The sequence below is a fragment of the Embleya sp. NPDC127516 genome (assembly GCF_044765325.1).
GTDB lineage: Bacteria > Actinomycetota > Actinomycetes > Streptomycetales > Streptomycetaceae > Embleya.
Window position 1 is genome coordinate 91,370 of record NZ_JBIWJT010000015.1, and the last position, 15,238, is coordinate 106,607.

Annotated in this window: 11 protein-coding genes and 1 pseudogene; 10 read left to right on the top strand and 2 right to left on the bottom strand. The window is 71.0% G+C overall.

The annotated features are described in order from the left end of the window. Position 1: 1 nt before the first annotated feature. On the bottom strand, positions 2-565 hold the full coding sequence (locus ACIRL2_RS27955; RefSeq protein WP_395868703.1) for a CGNR zinc finger domain-containing protein: 564 nt from the start codon (positions 563-565) through the stop codon (positions 2-4). Positions 566-624: 59 nt separating this feature from the next. On the opposite strand from ACIRL2_RS27955, the gene ACIRL2_RS27960 reads away from it, so the two are divergent. From ACIRL2_RS27960 to ACIRL2_RS27970, 3 genes are all read left to right on the top strand, one after another. Continuing rightward, entirely contained in the window at positions 625-1,071 is a 447-nt protein-coding gene (locus ACIRL2_RS27960; RefSeq protein ID WP_402235484.1) for a carboxymuconolactone decarboxylase family protein, read from the top strand. Continuing rightward, positions 1,068-1,967: a phosphotriesterase gene (locus tag ACIRL2_RS27965; RefSeq protein ID WP_402235487.1), complete on the top strand. Its 900-nt coding sequence runs from the start codon at positions 1,068-1,070 to the stop codon at positions 1,965-1,967. The genes ACIRL2_RS27960 and ACIRL2_RS27965 overlap by 4 nt, the downstream gene beginning before the upstream one ends. A 483-nt stretch (positions 1,968-2,450) precedes the next feature. Then, positions 2,451-3,890, top strand: a complete 1,440-nt coding sequence (locus tag ACIRL2_RS27970; protein ID WP_402235489.1) for a hypothetical protein — start codon at positions 2,451-2,453, stop codon at positions 3,888-3,890. 146 nt (positions 3,891-4,036) lie between these two features. On the opposite strand, the gene ACIRL2_RS27975 is transcribed toward ACIRL2_RS27970, so the two are convergent. Continuing rightward, positions 4,037-4,633, bottom strand: coding sequence for a polysaccharide deacetylase family protein (locus ACIRL2_RS27975; RefSeq protein WP_402235492.1), 597 nt, complete (start codon positions 4,631-4,633; stop codon positions 4,037-4,039). A gap of 1,564 nt (positions 4,634-6,197) precedes the next feature. On the opposite strand from ACIRL2_RS27975, the pseudogene ACIRL2_RS27980 reads away from it, so the two are divergent. From ACIRL2_RS27980 to ACIRL2_RS28010, 7 genes and pseudogenes are all read left to right on the top strand, one after another. Next, positions 6,198-7,733: pseudogene (locus tag ACIRL2_RS27980) on the top strand (M4 family metallopeptidase); the annotation flags it as partial. Between the two features lie 1,066 nt (positions 7,734-8,799). After that, entirely contained in the window at positions 8,800-9,786 is a 987-nt protein-coding gene (locus ACIRL2_RS27985; RefSeq protein WP_402235495.1) for a hypothetical protein, read from the top strand. Positions 9,787-9,827: 41 nt separating this feature from the next. Next, positions 9,828-10,838: a TauD/TfdA family dioxygenase gene (locus ACIRL2_RS27990; protein ID WP_402235498.1), complete on the top strand. Its 1,011-nt coding sequence runs from the start codon at positions 9,828-9,830 to the stop codon at positions 10,836-10,838. A 340-nt stretch (positions 10,839-11,178) separates the two neighbouring features. Further along, the gene (locus ACIRL2_RS27995) at positions 11,179-12,522 is read left to right on the top strand and encodes an NtaA/DmoA family FMN-dependent monooxygenase (protein WP_402235501.1); all 1,344 of its coding nucleotides are present in this window, start codon (positions 11,179-11,181) and stop codon (positions 12,520-12,522) included. Further along, positions 12,519-13,718, top strand: a complete 1,200-nt coding sequence (locus tag ACIRL2_RS28000) for an LLM class flavin-dependent oxidoreductase (RefSeq protein WP_402235503.1) — start codon at positions 12,519-12,521, stop codon at positions 13,716-13,718. The genes ACIRL2_RS27995 and ACIRL2_RS28000 overlap by 4 nt, the downstream gene beginning before the upstream one ends. Positions 13,719-13,923: 205 nt before the next feature. Further along, positions 13,924-14,541 (top strand): HD domain-containing protein, encoded by a 618-nt coding sequence (locus ACIRL2_RS28005; RefSeq protein WP_402235722.1) that lies wholly within the window; start codon positions 13,924-13,926, stop codon positions 14,539-14,541. A gap of 66 nt (positions 14,542-14,607) precedes the next feature. Beyond that, positions 14,608-14,781, top strand: a complete 174-nt coding sequence (locus ACIRL2_RS28010) for a hypothetical protein (protein ID WP_402235505.1) — start codon at positions 14,608-14,610, stop codon at positions 14,779-14,781. Positions 14,782-15,238: the final 457 nt, after the last annotated feature.

Genomic DNA, 15,238 nt, shown 5'->3' on the forward strand with positions numbered 1-15,238 from the left:
ATCAGTCGGCGGTTCGCCGGCGTTCGCGAAGGGCCCGGACCCGGCCGCGGCTGGCGCAGGCCGGGGAGGGGCACCAGCGGCGGCGGCCGGTCGGATTGGCGAATACGCCACGGCAGTCGTGTTCGGGGCAGACGGACAGGGCGTGGCGGTCGGCGCCCGTGAGGTGGTCGACGGCCTGGCGTGCGATGCGGGCGAGTGCCGCGTCCATCGTGGGCGGGGGTTCGCGGGTGAGCCGATCGGTGACCACGAGCCTTACGGGATCGGTGACTTCGTTGAGGAAGCGGGTCAGCGCGGTGGCGGCCTCGGCCGGTGGTGTTGCCTGGGTAACGACCGCGAGGGCGAGAGGGCGCAGGTTCTCGCGAAGGCCCTGGGTACGGCATACGTCGACCTCGGTCAGCCTGCGGAGCGGTGTCAATTCGCTGTGTTCGACCCATTCCGCCAGCCGCTCGGGTGTGGCGATGCGTTCGACCGGGTGCGCGCTGAAGCTGCGGCCTCGGGTGGCGAGCAGGTTGAGCCAGGTCGCGCCGCAGTCGAACCGGAAGGCCAGGGCGTCTTCGTTTTGCATGGCGACAGCGTAACGCCTGAGGCGTTACGCTGATCGAGATGTAACGGCACACCCGTTACATGGACGCCGGATGGGCAGGATGGGAAATCATCATGGAGTTGCGTGAGGCGCGCTTCGACCGCGCGCAGGGCTACCGACTGTTGGACGACCTCCAGGACCGGCACACCCAGGAGGCGACGCTCCCCGGCTTGGAGCGCATCGCGCCCGGCTTCCCGGATTGGATCGTGACGTCCTTGTTCGGGGGCACATATCAACGCGAGGGTCTGGGCCTGCGGGATCGGCAATTGCTCAACCTGGCCGCGCTCACGGCGCTGGGCGGGGTCGACCCACAGCTGGAGGGCCAGGTCAGGAGCGGCCTGCGGGTCGGGCTGACCGCCGAGGAGATCATTGAGGTGTTCGTCCATCTCGCGCCGTACATCGGGGTGCCGAAGGCGCTTGCCGGGCTGCGGGTCGCCGCCGGCGCGCTCGCGGCCACCGCCGACGAGAGCGGGGGCGACGCGGGATGAGCGCGATCCGTACCGTGCTCGGCGATATTCCCGCCCCGGACATGGGTGTCACCGATGCGCACGACCACCTGTTCTTCCGCAGCCCGGTGTTGGCGGGCCAGGAACTCGACGACCGGCAGGCCGCCGCCGCCGAACTCCGCGCCTTCGGTGGGCTCGGAGGACGGACCGTGGTGCAGTGGACGCCGTACGGACTCGGTCGCCGTCGTGCGGACCTGGCCGAACTCGCCCGGGAGACCGGCATCCAGGTCGTCTCGGCGACCGGACTCCACCAGGCGGTCCACTACGACCCCGAGCACCTCGCGCGGATCCGGGACCGGCTCGCGGAGCTGTTCGTCCACGACCTGACCAAGGCGCCGGTCCGGTCGGGGCTGATCAAGGTCGCCGGAGGCTTCCACGGCCTCGACACGCACGCACGACACGTGATGGCCGCCGCAGCCGAGGCACACCGGGCGACCGACGCGCCCATCGCCGTCCATCTCGAAGGCGGCACGGCCGCGACGCAGGTCATGGACCTGCTGTGCGGAGCACTGGGGGTCCGCCCCGAGGGGGTCATCCTCGGCCATCTGGGCCGCTCGCCCGACACGCGTGCTCATCTGGACGCCGCCCGCACCGGGGCGTTCCTCTCCTTCGACGGCCCCTCGCGCGCCCACCACGCCACCGACTGGCGGCTGTTCGACGAACTGGCCGCGCTCGCCGAAGCGGGCCACGGCCACCGGATCCTGCTCGGCGGCGACACCACGACAGCGACGGCGCGCGCGTCCAGCGGCGGCGGGCCCGGCATACCCTTCCTACTGCACAGCCTGCGCCCGAGGTTGGTACGCGAGTTCGGGGAACAGTTCGCCGCCGAGGTGTTCGTGGACAACCCCGCGCGGGCGTTCGCCGCCGACTGGGCGTGAGAGGACCGGTGGGTCTCGTGGTGTTGTCCGGCGGGCGTCTCATCGGGTCGTCCATGCGGTGTCCGGAGGCGCGGCCGGGATCCGCCTTTGTCCGTAGGGCAGTTGGCGTATCGTTCCGGCGGTGTGAGCGGACGACGTCCTGGGATCGTCCGGCCATGAGGGAATGGCGTCGCCGTCGAGTCGAGACCACATGGTTCGGCGGCGGCGGGCCCAGGCAGCGCAGCTCGACCGGCTCCGGGGCTTTGCCCTTCGTCCGCGCCGTCGCCGTATGGGTCGTTGCTCGAATGCGCACCGGGGTTCACCATTTCGGGGCGCTCGCCGACGCTACGCGGCCCCGCGTATGGTCGGGGCCCGGCATCGCTGCTCCGGGTCGCGTGCTGCTTCGGGGGCGGTGCTGGATAGCCTCGGCGCATACTTGATCGGATCGCCGGTCCGGGACCGGGGTGGGCTCGCCTGGCGCCGGGGTCCAAGGGGAGAACCGGCATGTCCGACACACCCGTTCCCGGCGACTCGACGCCGCCCGCAACCGGCCGCGTGGGCGGCGATCCACGGCACGACGCCGACGAACCTCGCGTCGAGCGGCGCGCCATGCTCGTGACCGTAGCTGCGTCGATCGCCGTCGCCCTGATCGTGGTCCTGCTGGTCGCCACCGGCGTGATCGGCGGCACCACGAATGCGGGCGAACGGCACCAGCGGGTCGAGGACGATCGAACGGCGGGCGCCGCGGAGGCGGCTCCGCAGCGTCCCGAGATCCGCGACGAGGAAGTGGAGGCGGTGGTCGCCGCGCGCTCGCGCGCCCTGGCGGAACACAACGTGGACGCCTTCGTCGCGCCGATCGACCCGACGGCCGGCGAGCTGATCGCGGAGCAGCGCCGCCTGTTCGCGAACCTGGCGCTGTTCCCGTTCGCGGAGGCCCGATACACGGTGTCGAACCAGCCCCCTCGGTCGGTCTCCGACTCCGGTCGCGCCGCGGTCATGGTCGTGGTCTCCTTCGTGCATCGCGTCGAAGGAGTCGACCCGGTGGCGATTGCGGAGAACTACCGATGGACCTTCGACCGTACCTCCGCCGGCGGTCCCCTGTGGATGACTGCGGTCTCCACCGCTCCCTACGGCGGGGTGATGTACCCGATGCCGTGGGATCAGACCGCCCTGGTGGTCGAAAGGCGTCCGCATGTGGTCCTCGCCGCCGCCGTCGCGAACAAGGCCGAGGCGGCGACCTGGGCCGACAAGGCGGAGGCCGCGGCCCGACGCGATCTCGACGCGTGGCGCGGCCCGCGACTGCCCGTCGATCGCTTCGTCGTCTACGTGACACCCGATCGACGTACCTTCGACGAGATCGCGTCGACCAAGGGGCGCGGCCCCGCTGCGGGCGTGTGTGTGAGCCTGGCTCCCCTCACGCTGACCGACGGCAAACAGACGCGACAAGTAGGTTGTCGCGTCGTGGTGGACGGTGCGGGCAAGGGATTCGCCACCTCCGACGACGCGATCTTCAAGCAGATCGTCGAACACGAGCTGGGTCACGCGATGGTTGCCGGATTCGCCCCCGCGTGGACCGAGCACGTGAGCTGGGTCGCGGAAGGATTCGCCGAGTCGCTGCCGTGGTCCGACCCGCGGATGGCGAACAAGTACAACCCGACCGCGCGGGCGTATGTCAACGACGGCAGATTCACCGGCAGGCTCCCCGTCGACGGCGAGATCCACAGTGCCGACCCCGCGACGACGTCGATCAGCTACCACCTCTCGATGCAGGCAATCCGCTTCCTGGCCGAGGAGTTCGGCACGGACAAGGCCCACACGTTCGTCGCCGAGGTCTATCGCGACGCGAGTCGCCTCGACGCCGCGCTCACCGCCGCCACGGGTTTGGACCGAGCCGCCTTCGAACGCACATGGGCCCGGTACGTGAAGGACCACCCGGGCAGCTGACTCGACCGGCGCGAACAGCGAAGACCGATCGGGTCTTTGGGCGGCAGCCCGACCCCCGCGACGCGCGAGCACCGATTTCGTAGGCGCAAGTACGTTGCCCGTCGCGCGGCCACCGACGCGCGGGGGCGGGCCGGGGGGCGGTTGTCTCAGCCCGGGAACGCGAATCGGTAGCCCTGGTCCTTCAGCCACGGCAAAAGCCGTGCGAGCGCTTCGACGCTCTGGGTGCGGTCGCCGCCCGCGTCGTGCATGAGGACCACGCCGCCGGGGCGCAGCTCACGGCGCACATTGTCGAGGATCGCGTCGACGCCGGGCTTCTCCCAGTCCCGGGTGTCGACCGACCAGCCGAGGGGCTTCATGCCGTACGCGGCCGACATCTGGCGCACGGTCGGCGACCACGCGCCACCGGGCGCGCGGAACCAGTCGACGTCGTGGCCGGGGGCGGCCCGGGCGATCTCGTCGCGCGCGGAGACGATCTCGTGCTCGACTCGCGGGGTCGACCGCTTGTCGATCTGCTCGTCGTGCGTGACCGAGTGGTCGCACAGTCGATGGCCGGCGGCGACCACACGGCGCACCAGATCGGGGTGGCGAGAGGCGTTGGGGCCGACCATGCAGAAGGTGGCCTTGACGTCGTACTCGTCGAGGAGTGCGAGCACCTTCGGAGTCCACCGCGGGTCGGGGCCGTCGTCGAAGGTGAGCGCGACCGTGCGGTGACCGGGATCCGTGGTGCTCCGTACGATGCCCATGGGCACGAGCGGCGGGGGTATGTCCGCGGCCCGATTCGCCGCCGGCGCGGGTGGGTCGGCCGGTGCGGCGTGGCCGGAGCCGCGGGGCGTCGCGGCCGACGAGGGCGCGCCCGGGGTCGTCGACGCGGGACCCGTCGGCGGAGCGGAGGGGTGCGGCTTCGAGGGTGCCGACGCCGACGGCTGCGGGCCCGACGGGCCGGGGGCGGTCGTCTCGGCCGGGCCGGTGGGGGACGCGCCCCGCGCCCCGGGGCCGTCCGGTGCCGGGTTCGGGGTGGTCGTCGGGGGCGGATTCACGGGTACCGCCGCTGCCTTTGCCTTGTCGGTCCGGGCGGACCCCGCGCCGTCACCGGAGCCACACGCGGCGACGGTCACCGCGAGCACCCCGACCACCGCCAGGGCCGGGAGTCGGCGGGCGACACCCCGACCGGGGAGCGCTGGGGTCCGCACGCGACGGGCGACGGACGGCTGGGACGTCAGGACGGGCTTAGGCACACGAACTCCGGAAGGATCGGCAACGGGTCACGCGTGTAGACGCGACTTGATTCGGGCAGAATGTCGACTTTGCTCAGATTCTCCGATTTCGCGCAACGGGCGACCATGTGTCAATGCCCGTGCGACAACCCGTCACCAAGCGTCTGATCTGCGTCATCCTCAAACCGTCAACCCCACACGCACCATCAGCACCATCAGCACCGAGCACCAAACCCTGCCAAGTGACCGACGCCACCCTCCGACCCGCACCGCCCGCCGCTGCACACCCACCGCCGCCACCCCCACGACCTCGCGCAGCCCGGGGTGCCCCAGCGCGGGGCCGACAGTCGCGCCGGACCTCGCCACCCGCGCCGCCCATACACCCGCTCCCACCGCGGGACCTGCCGGAGCCACCCGCACCGGCACGCCCGTACGCCACGCCACACGGCACCGACGCCCGAACGCCACCGGCCCCACGACGACCCCACCGACACCACGGACACCACGGATACCTCAGATACCACAGACGCCGCCGACACCACCGCCACCACCGCCGCCACCGCCACCACCACCACCACCACAGCCCCTGCGCCACTCCGTCCCGGCCCGCGGGCCTCGCTCTGGCCCCAGCCCCACGCCCCCACGCCTGTCCTGGCCACCCTGTCGTCGCCGATTCGTCGGGCAAGTTCGCGGTGTCCCGTCAGCCTTGGCGCGTTCCTGCTCTCCGAACCGGTCTCGAACCGTCGTCACCGCAGCTCTTCACGCCCGGGCGTGCCACTGCACGTCCCCAACCGGGTAGCCACGCCGCCCGACGGTCCGCGTTCTTCGCCCCCACTCGCGCCAACTCGCCTTCGTGGGAGCCCGGTTGTCGGGGAGGGGAGCGGGCGGCCCGCGTGCTCGACGAGGGCGTGCGTGGGTTGTTGACAGAATGTGCCGCGCCAATCACATTCGTTGACGGTCGACTTGCGCCCGTGTGAGCGTTTCGTTCGTTCGGGCACGAACCCGGCGCGCGCGATGGTCGGTCCCGCTCACCCCGCGGACCGACGAGAGTCGGACTCGTGGTCGAGGTCTGTCCTCTATCCAAGGAGCCTCGATGAAACGCAGCACGGTGACGGTCGGGTCGGTCCTGGCCTTACTCGCCGGCCTCGTGGTCGGTACGTCCCAGTCGAACGCGGCGACCCCTCCGCCCGCGCCCGGCTTGGCAGCGGCGGTGTCCGCCGCCGACAAGGCCGCCGCGAGCGGCCAGGACGTCCTGGCCAAGGGCCCCAACGAGAGCTACGTGCGGCAGCAGGTGACCCCGTGGGTCGACGACCTGTACTCCGTGGCCTACGAGCGCACTTACCGCGGGCTGCCCGTGGTCGGCGCGAGCGCCGCGGTGCTGGCCGACGGCAACGGCAACGTCCGGGCCGCCGAGTCGGCCACCGATCTGCGGATCGACGTCCCCGTCAAGCCGACCGTCGGCAAGGGCGCGGCCGAGAACGTCTCGCGTTCGCGACTCAAGGTCGTCGACAAGGTCGAGTCGCGACGCCTGGTCGTACGAGTCCGGGAGGGTTCCGCGAACCTGGCCTGGGAGACGGTGCTGATCGGCAGCACCGAGAGCGCACCCAGCCGGCTGCACGTCTTCGTCGACGCCCGCTCGGGTCGGATGCTCGACTCCTACGACGACGTCAAGGGCGGTACCGGCACCAGCCAGTGGAACGGCCCCAACCCGCTGACGATCAACACCAGCGGCAGCGCCGGCAACTACAAGATGATCGACACCACCCGGCCCGGCCTGTCCTGCGCCGACTACAGCGGCGGCGTGTTCACCAAGGCCACCGACACCTGGGGCAACGGCAACGCCACCAGCAAGGAAACCGGCTGCGTCGACGCCCTGTGGGCCGCGCAGAAGGAATGGAACATGCTCCGCGACTGGCTCGGTCGCAACGGGCACAACGGCAACGGCGGAAGCTGGCCGGTACGTGTGGGGCTCCCTGCGATCAACGCCTACTGGACCGGTTCGCAGGTCCAGATCGGCCGCAACCAGAGCAACCAGTGGATCGCGTCCATGGACGTCGTGGGCCATGAATTCGGGCACGGCATAGACCAGTTCACTCCCGGCGGTGCCGGCGCCGAGGCCGGCCTGGGTGAAGGCACCGGTGACATCTTCGGCGCGCTCACCGAGGCGTACACCAACGAGCCCTCGCCCTACGACCGCCCGGACTACCTGGTCGGCGAGACGGTCAACCTGGTCGGCAGCGGCCCGATCCGCAACATGTACAACCCTTCGCTGGTCAACAACAACCCGAACTGCTACAGCTCTTCGATCCCCGGCACCGAGACCCACGCGGCGGCCGGGCCCCTGAACCACTGGTTCTACCTGCTCGCCGAGGGCACGAACCCCGGTGGCGGCAAGCCCTCCAGCCCGACCTGCAACAACACGCAACTCACGGGCGTCGGAATCCAGACCGCGGGCAAGATCTTCTACGGCGGCATGCTGCTCAAGACGAGCGGCATGACCTACAAGAAGTACCGCACCGCGACCCTGAAGTCCGCCAAGGCGCTCGACTCCACCTGCGGCCTGTTCAACAAGACCAAGGCGGCCTGGAACGCGGTGAGCGTCCCGGCCCAGCCCGGTGACCCGACCTGCCCGTGATACCGAACGCACCCCGATAGGCATCCGACACTCGCCCTCGGACGAGGCCGCGGCCACCCGCCGCGGCCTCGTTCGGCGCGTCGGGGGTCTGTGGATCGAACGGCTCCGTCTCACGTTCGATCCTCCATGCGGGGTGGTCGGGCGGTTCAGTGCGGTCAGCAACTTCCCTACGGTGCGCGGGTGAAGGTCGGCGAGCGGGACTACTGTTCAGCAACGGTTCCGACGCCCTGATCACACCAGCCCCACCAAGTTCATTGCACCACCAGCGTGGCGGCTTGGGCGCGAGAGCTCAGACGTACGGTAAGCAGGCCGCGTAGACGAGCAGAACCGAGCCGGTCGCGATCGACGAGATGGTGGCGTCCAGGTGCGGCCGGTTGCGCGGGCGAGGTCCGGCAGGGCGGGTCGGTGTGAACGGCGTCGGGGTGGTTTCGGGCCGAGTTCCCGATTCCCCTTGTGCCGGCGGCCCTTGGGCCGCCAACGTGTGGGGCGGTAGCAACCGCCCTCGGCGGCACGGCCGTTGTTCCGGACCCGGGCGGGTACCTGCCGTGAGCGAAGTACCTTTCCTGCGAGGGTTGTTCGTTCCGGAGGCGGAGAAAGGCGAGGGTCCCATGCCCGAGCCGCACGCCGAGTGGCTGCGCCGGAAACCGGTGACGCCGTCCGTGCGGGGTGCTCGCACCGCCACCGCTGCGCCCTGCTGCGCGGCGCCGACGATCTCCCGACCCGATCCTTGGACCGCGGTGACGTCGGGCAGGGATTCACAATCGGTCGGTCCGGTGCCGTGGATGGTGGTTGTCCGGACCTCGGACCGGAGCCCGCGGGGCATGCCGGACCCGCCGCCGCGGACCCCGCCGGCCAACTCCGGCGCACCGCACAGGAACGGTCTTGCGGATCAGGGTTTCGTGTGCGGTGTTCTTGGCGAACTTCAGCCATGGACATATCGCCGGTTGCCGATCATCCAGCAGTCGCTGTTTTCCGTGAACCCCGAGGCGGGCGGTCCGTCCCGGCGCTGGGCACGCGAGTCGGTGCCGAGGCGAGGCGCACCGCGCGTGTGCTGGCCGGGTTGGCGACTCATGCCAGACCCGTCGAACGGACCGCCGCGCTGCGGCAGGCCGCCGTGGCTGCCGGTGAGTTGGTGGCCGCGCTGTCGGCTCTGGCTCCGGCCGTGGCCGGTGAGGGACTGCCGGCGGAGTCGACCAGTCAAGCGTTCTTCCGGGTCCGTGAAGGGGAACTGTCGGATCAGCAGGCCGCCCTGCACGGTGTCCTGGTCGTCCACCGCGGTCTGGAAGACCTGTGCGAGGCTCCGTTGTCGGGTGCCGACCTGGCGCTGGAGGCGGCCGGGATGCGGCACTCGGTGCTCGACCTCACCGGCGCGGCGCCGGGCGCCGACCCCGACTCCGTACCGCCGGTGGCCGTCCCCGAGCCTGCCGCGGGGGCGTCGTTGGAGAGTGTGTGGAGTGCTCGGTGGCTCATCGGGCACCAGGTCCATGTCCTGTTCAACGTCTGCGCCGCGGTCGCCGTGGCCGACGCCACCCGCCATCTGCGGCACGGCGACGGCGATGCCGCGCTGCTGCGGCTGGCGGATGCGACGGTGTATGTACGGGGCTTTCCGGCGGCCATGACGCACGCCAGTACGGTCCCGGCCGACTACTACATGGCGGCGATACGCCACACCATGGCGCCTCCGTCGGTGGACGTCCCGCTGAGCGGGCGCCAGCATCGCGGATACAAGCTGTTCCGGGCGGCGATGAAGGACCTGCTGTCCGTGGTTCCCGACCCCTACGAGCAGTTGGCGGCCCGCGCCCCGGAGTTGGCCGAGGTACGGGGCGCACTCCTGGAAGCCGACATCGTGGACGGTGAACGGCACGTCACCCTCGCGTACTCGATGGTGCATCTGCATCGTTCCATCGCCCAGAAACCGGAAGGCCCCGACAACGCCGTCGCCGAACTACGGCACATGCGCCATCGCCGCGCGGCCCGGTACGCCTCCCTGATCCGATTCGGGGACCACTACGTCGCCGACGCCGTGGCCGGCCTGCGCCACTCGTGAGTCCGTGTGTCCGCCACCCACACCTGCGGCAGGAGACCCTGATGCCCGAGACGACGCCCGGCACCACCCGAAGCTCTGCCGCCGCCGGCGACTGGGCACTCGACCCGGCCGATGCCGACGCGTGCGAGCGGCAGGCCCGCACCCTGTGCACCGGCGTTCACGACCAAGTCGACAACCCCGAGTGGGTGGCCCGGGCCCGGGACGCCTGGGAGGACCTGCCGTTGCCGTTGCGCCGTGCGGTGCGCCGGTTTCGAAGGCACTCCGGCCCGCACGGCACCTTGGTGATCGGCGGCCTGCCCGTCGATCGGGCGGCCCTGCCCGCGACACCCTCCGTACCCGGCTCCGTCCAGCGCCGGGCCACCGTCTCGGCCGCGATGCTCACCATGGTGGCCTGCGGGCTGGGCGAGCCTCTCGCCTACCGGGCCGAGAAATCCGGTGCCCTCGTGCAGGACGTCGTGCCCGTGCCCGGGCAGGAGAGCTTCCACGGCAACGCCGGATCGGTGCCGCTGTCCTTCCACACCGAGAACGGCTTCCACCCCCACCCACCCGACCATGTGATCTTCCTGTGCCTGCGCGCCGACCACGACCGGATCGCCGGCATGCGCGTCGCCGGTATCCGCCAAGCGCTGCCGCTTCTCACGTCGGCCGGCCGCCAGGCCCTGTTCGCACCGGAGTTCATCACCACACCACCACCTTCCTTCGGCTCCGACGCTGCCGTGAGCGAGCCCGACGTCAAGCCCCGAGCGGTGCTGTCGGGAGCGGTCGAGGATCCCGACATACGGATGGCCCAACTCGTCACCACCCCGCTCACCCCTCGGGCCACCGCGGCGCTGGCCGAATTCGGCCGCGCCTGCGAGGCGACCGCTCGTACCCTGCGCCTGATTCCCGGCGATCTGGTCATCATCGACAACCGCGTCACCGTCCATGGCCGCACCGCCTTCCACCCCCGCTACGACGGAGCAGACCGCTGGCTGCAACGCACCTACGTCACCACCGACCTGCGCCGTTCCCGGGACCACCGCCCCCACGACGGCCACATACTCGCCCGCTGAGCAGCGTCCAGACCCACGGGTAGGTGCTTGACGTACGCGGTGCGGGCGTGACTTCCGGCGCGTCCGCGGGTGCCGACCGGGGATGTGCTGTAGTGGGGACCTGGTGATCCTGACGGCGGGGTGTCCGAGTGGCCCCGGCTCCGACGCCGCTCTCGCTCCCGAGGCGGCACGCGAGTCGATGTGATCCACGCCATGCCGGGTCGGATTGACCTTCACATAAGTGTGAAGGTTCGACGATGCAGACCATGCGCAACCACATCACGCGACCAGGGGAGCCATCCCCGGACCACGGCCGAGCCGAGCCGGCGCGCCGCCACCGCAACAGGCGGGCGGTCGCGTCGTGCCGGTGAAGCAGATCCATCTTGCCGCGCAACTGCCCGGAATCCACAACACCACCGTGTGGTCGGACCCGCGATCCGAGAGTCAAATCGACTTCGACTCGTTCGCCCGACTGGCCCGGACCGCCGAACGTGGGAAGTTCGACTTCTTCTTCCTGGCCGAGGGGTTGCGGCTGCGGGAACACAAGGGCCGCATCCACGACCTCGATGTCGTGGGTCGGCCGGAGTCGCTCACCGTGCTCAGCGCCCTCGCGGCGATCACCACCCACCTCGGACTGGCCGCGACGGTCAACGCCACGTTCAACGAACCGTACGAGGTCGCCGGTCGGCTCGCCACGCTGGACCACCTCAGCGGGGGTCGGGCCGCCTGGAACGTGGTGACCAGCTTCGACGCGTTCACCGGCGAGAACTTCCGTCGCGGCGGATTCCTCGACGAGGCCGAACGCTACGCGCGCGCCGCCGAGTTCCTGTCGACCACACGCGAACTGTGGGACAGCCGCCGGCCGGACGACATCCCGGCCGACCCGGACGGAGCCTGCTTCATCCGGGCCGGCGCAGGGCAATTCGCGCACCGGGGAGCGCACTTCGACATCTCGGGGCGATTCGGCACACCGCGTGGACCGCAGGGTCACCCGGTGATCATCCAGGCCGGCGAATCCCCCGAAGGGCGGGAGTTCGCGGCATCCGACGCCGACGTCGTCTTCAGTAAATACAACACCCCGGAACAGGCCCGCGCCTTCTATCGGGACGTCAAGGGACGGCTCGCCCGACACGGCCGCGCGCCCGAGGACCTGAAGATCCTCCCCACCGCGACCTACGTACTGGGCGATACGACCGAGGAGGCCATCGAGCACGCGGCCGAGATCAGCAGGGCCCAGGTCGGTCCACAGACCGCGCTCACCTTCGTCGAGGCGGTCTGGGGCCGGGACCTGTCGAGGTACGACCCGGACGGCCCGCTGCCCGACATCGACCCCGCGCCCGACAGTCTCCTCCTCCAAGGGCATTCGACCTTCCGCAAGGACCGCGACGCGACTGCCCGCCGATGGCGGGAACTCGCCGACGCGCGTGGGCTGAGCATGCGCGAACTGGTCATCGAGGTCACCGGACAACAGACGTTCGTCGGCACCGCGCATGAAATCGCGGAAGCCATCGACGAGTTCGTCCAAAGCGACGGCGCCGACGGCTTTGTCTTCGTCCCCCACCTCACACCCACCGGACTGGACGAGCTGGTCGACCGGGTGGTCCCACTGCTCCAGGAGAAGGGTGTCTTCCGCACGGACTACACCGGCACCACACTCCGCGACCACCTCGGCCTGAAAGCGCCACGCGCGAAGGAGACATCGTGACCCCGCTGCACCTGGCCGTCGCGCTGGACGGTGCCGGCTGGCACCCCGCGGCCTGGCGTGAGCCGGACGCCCGACCCGCCGACCTGTTCACCGCCCGCTACTGGGCCGACCTGGTCGCCGAGGCCGAACGCGGGCTGCTCGACTTCGTCACCTTCGAGGACGCGCTCGCCATGCAATCCGCCTCGTTCGAGCGGCCCGACGACCGCACCGACCAGGTCCGGGGCCGACTGGACGCGGTCCTGCTCGCGGCCACCCTCGCCCCGCTGACCTCCCACATCGGACTCGTGCCGACCACGAACGTCACCCACACCGAACCGTTCCACGTCGCGATCGGGATCGCCACGCTCGACCACGCGAGCCGCGGCCGTGCGGGCTGGCGTCCGCAAATCTCCTCGCGCGCCGCCGACGCCACCCACTTCGGCAGGCGTACGACACCCGCCCTGACCCCGGACGACATCCGCGAGACGGAACTGATCGCCAAACGCCTGCGCGACTTGTTCGGCGAGGCCGCCGACGTGGTCGAGGTCGCCCGCCGGCTGTGGGACAGCTGGGAGGACGACGCGGAGATCCGCGACGCGGCGACCGGACGCTTCATCGACCGCGACAAACTGCACCACATCGACTTCGTCGGCGAACACTTCAGCATCCGCGGCCCCTCGATCACCCCGCGCCCGCCCCAGGGCCAACCACCGGTCACGGTCCTGGCCCATGCCTCCGTACCGTACGAACTGGCCGCGGCGGCCGCCGACGTCGTCTACCTCACCCCACACTCCCGCGCGGACATCGCGACCATCCTCGGCAAGGTCGACAAGGCCAAAGCCAAGGCCGGCCGACCGGTCGACCAACCGCTGCGGACCTTCGCCGACCTGGTGGTCTTCCTGGACGAGGAACCCGGCGCCGCAGCCCGGCGCAAGCGCCGCCTCGACGGCCTGGACGGCGCCGCCCTGGCCTCCGACGCGCACATTTTCACCGGCACCCCGGGCGAACTGGCCGACCTGCTTCTCGACTGGCGCCCGGCCGGCCTCGACGGCTTCCGCCTACGCCCCGCGGCCCTGCCCCACGACCTGACGGCGATCACCACCGCCCTGGTCCCCGAGCTCCGGCAACGCAAGGCCTTCCGCACCGGCTACACCACGACCACCCTGCGAGCCCGTCTCGGCCTTCCGCGGGCCGTCAACCGGTACACAAGGGACTGACAAGGACTCGGTGTGCACCCTGAGTACAGGGAGTAGCCGAAGACCGCGAGGAGCATTTCGGCGGAGGCCATCTCGGTGACCTCGATCTCCACAACGGGGTAGGCGCGGTGGTCGAGTGGTCCGGCGGGGGAGACGGCCGCGTGATGTGGGTTGGTAGCGTTGGCCGTTCGGTGCCGGTCGGCGAACACGGGGGCGAGTGGTGAGCATGGTGCTCGAGCGGTTCGAGGCGAAGGCCGGTTGGCCGGTTCTCCGGGAAGGATGGGCGAGCCGCTTTTCCCCGGGGGACCTGGAACTGCTCGACACGGCGGTGGACTTCGCGGTGCGTTGGCACGCGGACCAGGTCCGGCCGGCGGGCGAGCCGTACGTCGAGCACTTGTTGGAGGTCGTGCGCGTTCTCGTGGAGGCGCTGGGCATCGTCGATGTCGACGTCCTGCGGGCGGCGGTCCTGCACGATGTGGTGGAGGACACGGCATGCTCGCCGGAGGCGGTGAGGATCGGTTTCGGCGATCGGGTCGCGGAGTTGGTCGAGTGGGTGACCAAACCGGAACCGGCCGAGGGACAGTCCCCGGCCGAGGCCCGAGAGGCCTATCTGAGCCGGTTGCAGAGCGCGCCGACGGACGCGCTCATGGTGAAACTGGCGGATCGCCTGAGCAACGTCCAGCGCCTGGATTCGCATCCCCGACCCGACAAACGGGGCTCGTACTACCGCGAGACGGCGCGGACCATCGTCCCTCTCGCCCAGGGTCACCCGTGGTTTCGCCAGTGGTACGCGAGCTGGCTCGAGACGTTCGCCCATCTGGCCGACGGCGCTCCCCACCGGTGATCCGGCTCAGGCGCTGAGGCGGCGCCGCGGGAAGGCGGGGGAGGAACCGAGGCCGTTCCGGGCCCGGTGGGAGGCGGCCACGTTCGAGGTCCTGAAGGCGTCGGCGACCAGTGGGGCACCCTCGCCCACGGGCAGGTCCGCGCGTACGCGCTGCCCGCGGTCGAGCGCGAACGCGACGACCCCCGCCGGCCGGCGTTCGCGGCCCGGCACGGCTTCGACGTCGACCGGCCGGTGCAGTGAGGTCGAGGCGCCGGCTCGGGCCGAGTTGCGGGGGCTGGTGGAAACGGCGGTGGGGCCGTACGTCGACCGCGGGGTCCTCGCCGCGACGCTCGCCGGACGCCGCGGACGCGCGCTGCCGGAGCGCCTCCCGGCGGGCGAACCCGGCCGCGGCACGACGACTGAGCCGCCGTGGACCGGGTGGCCCGAGTGCGGTTCCCGGGACGCGGTCGGTGCCGGCGTCGCGCCGGCCGGCACCGACGCGCCCGGCCACCCGGTGGCATCGGGGGAGGGACCACCGGGATGAGGTGGGCGCGGCGACGGGGGACGCCGGGCCACCACGACGGGCACAACGAGCAACCGGGCATCCAGGTGACGAGGAGACGCCCGGCGCGACCCGACCGCGTGACGCGGACCGGACACGGTGAGTCGAACGCCGCAACGCCCAGGCCCACGCCCACGCCCATGCCCGCGCGTCGAC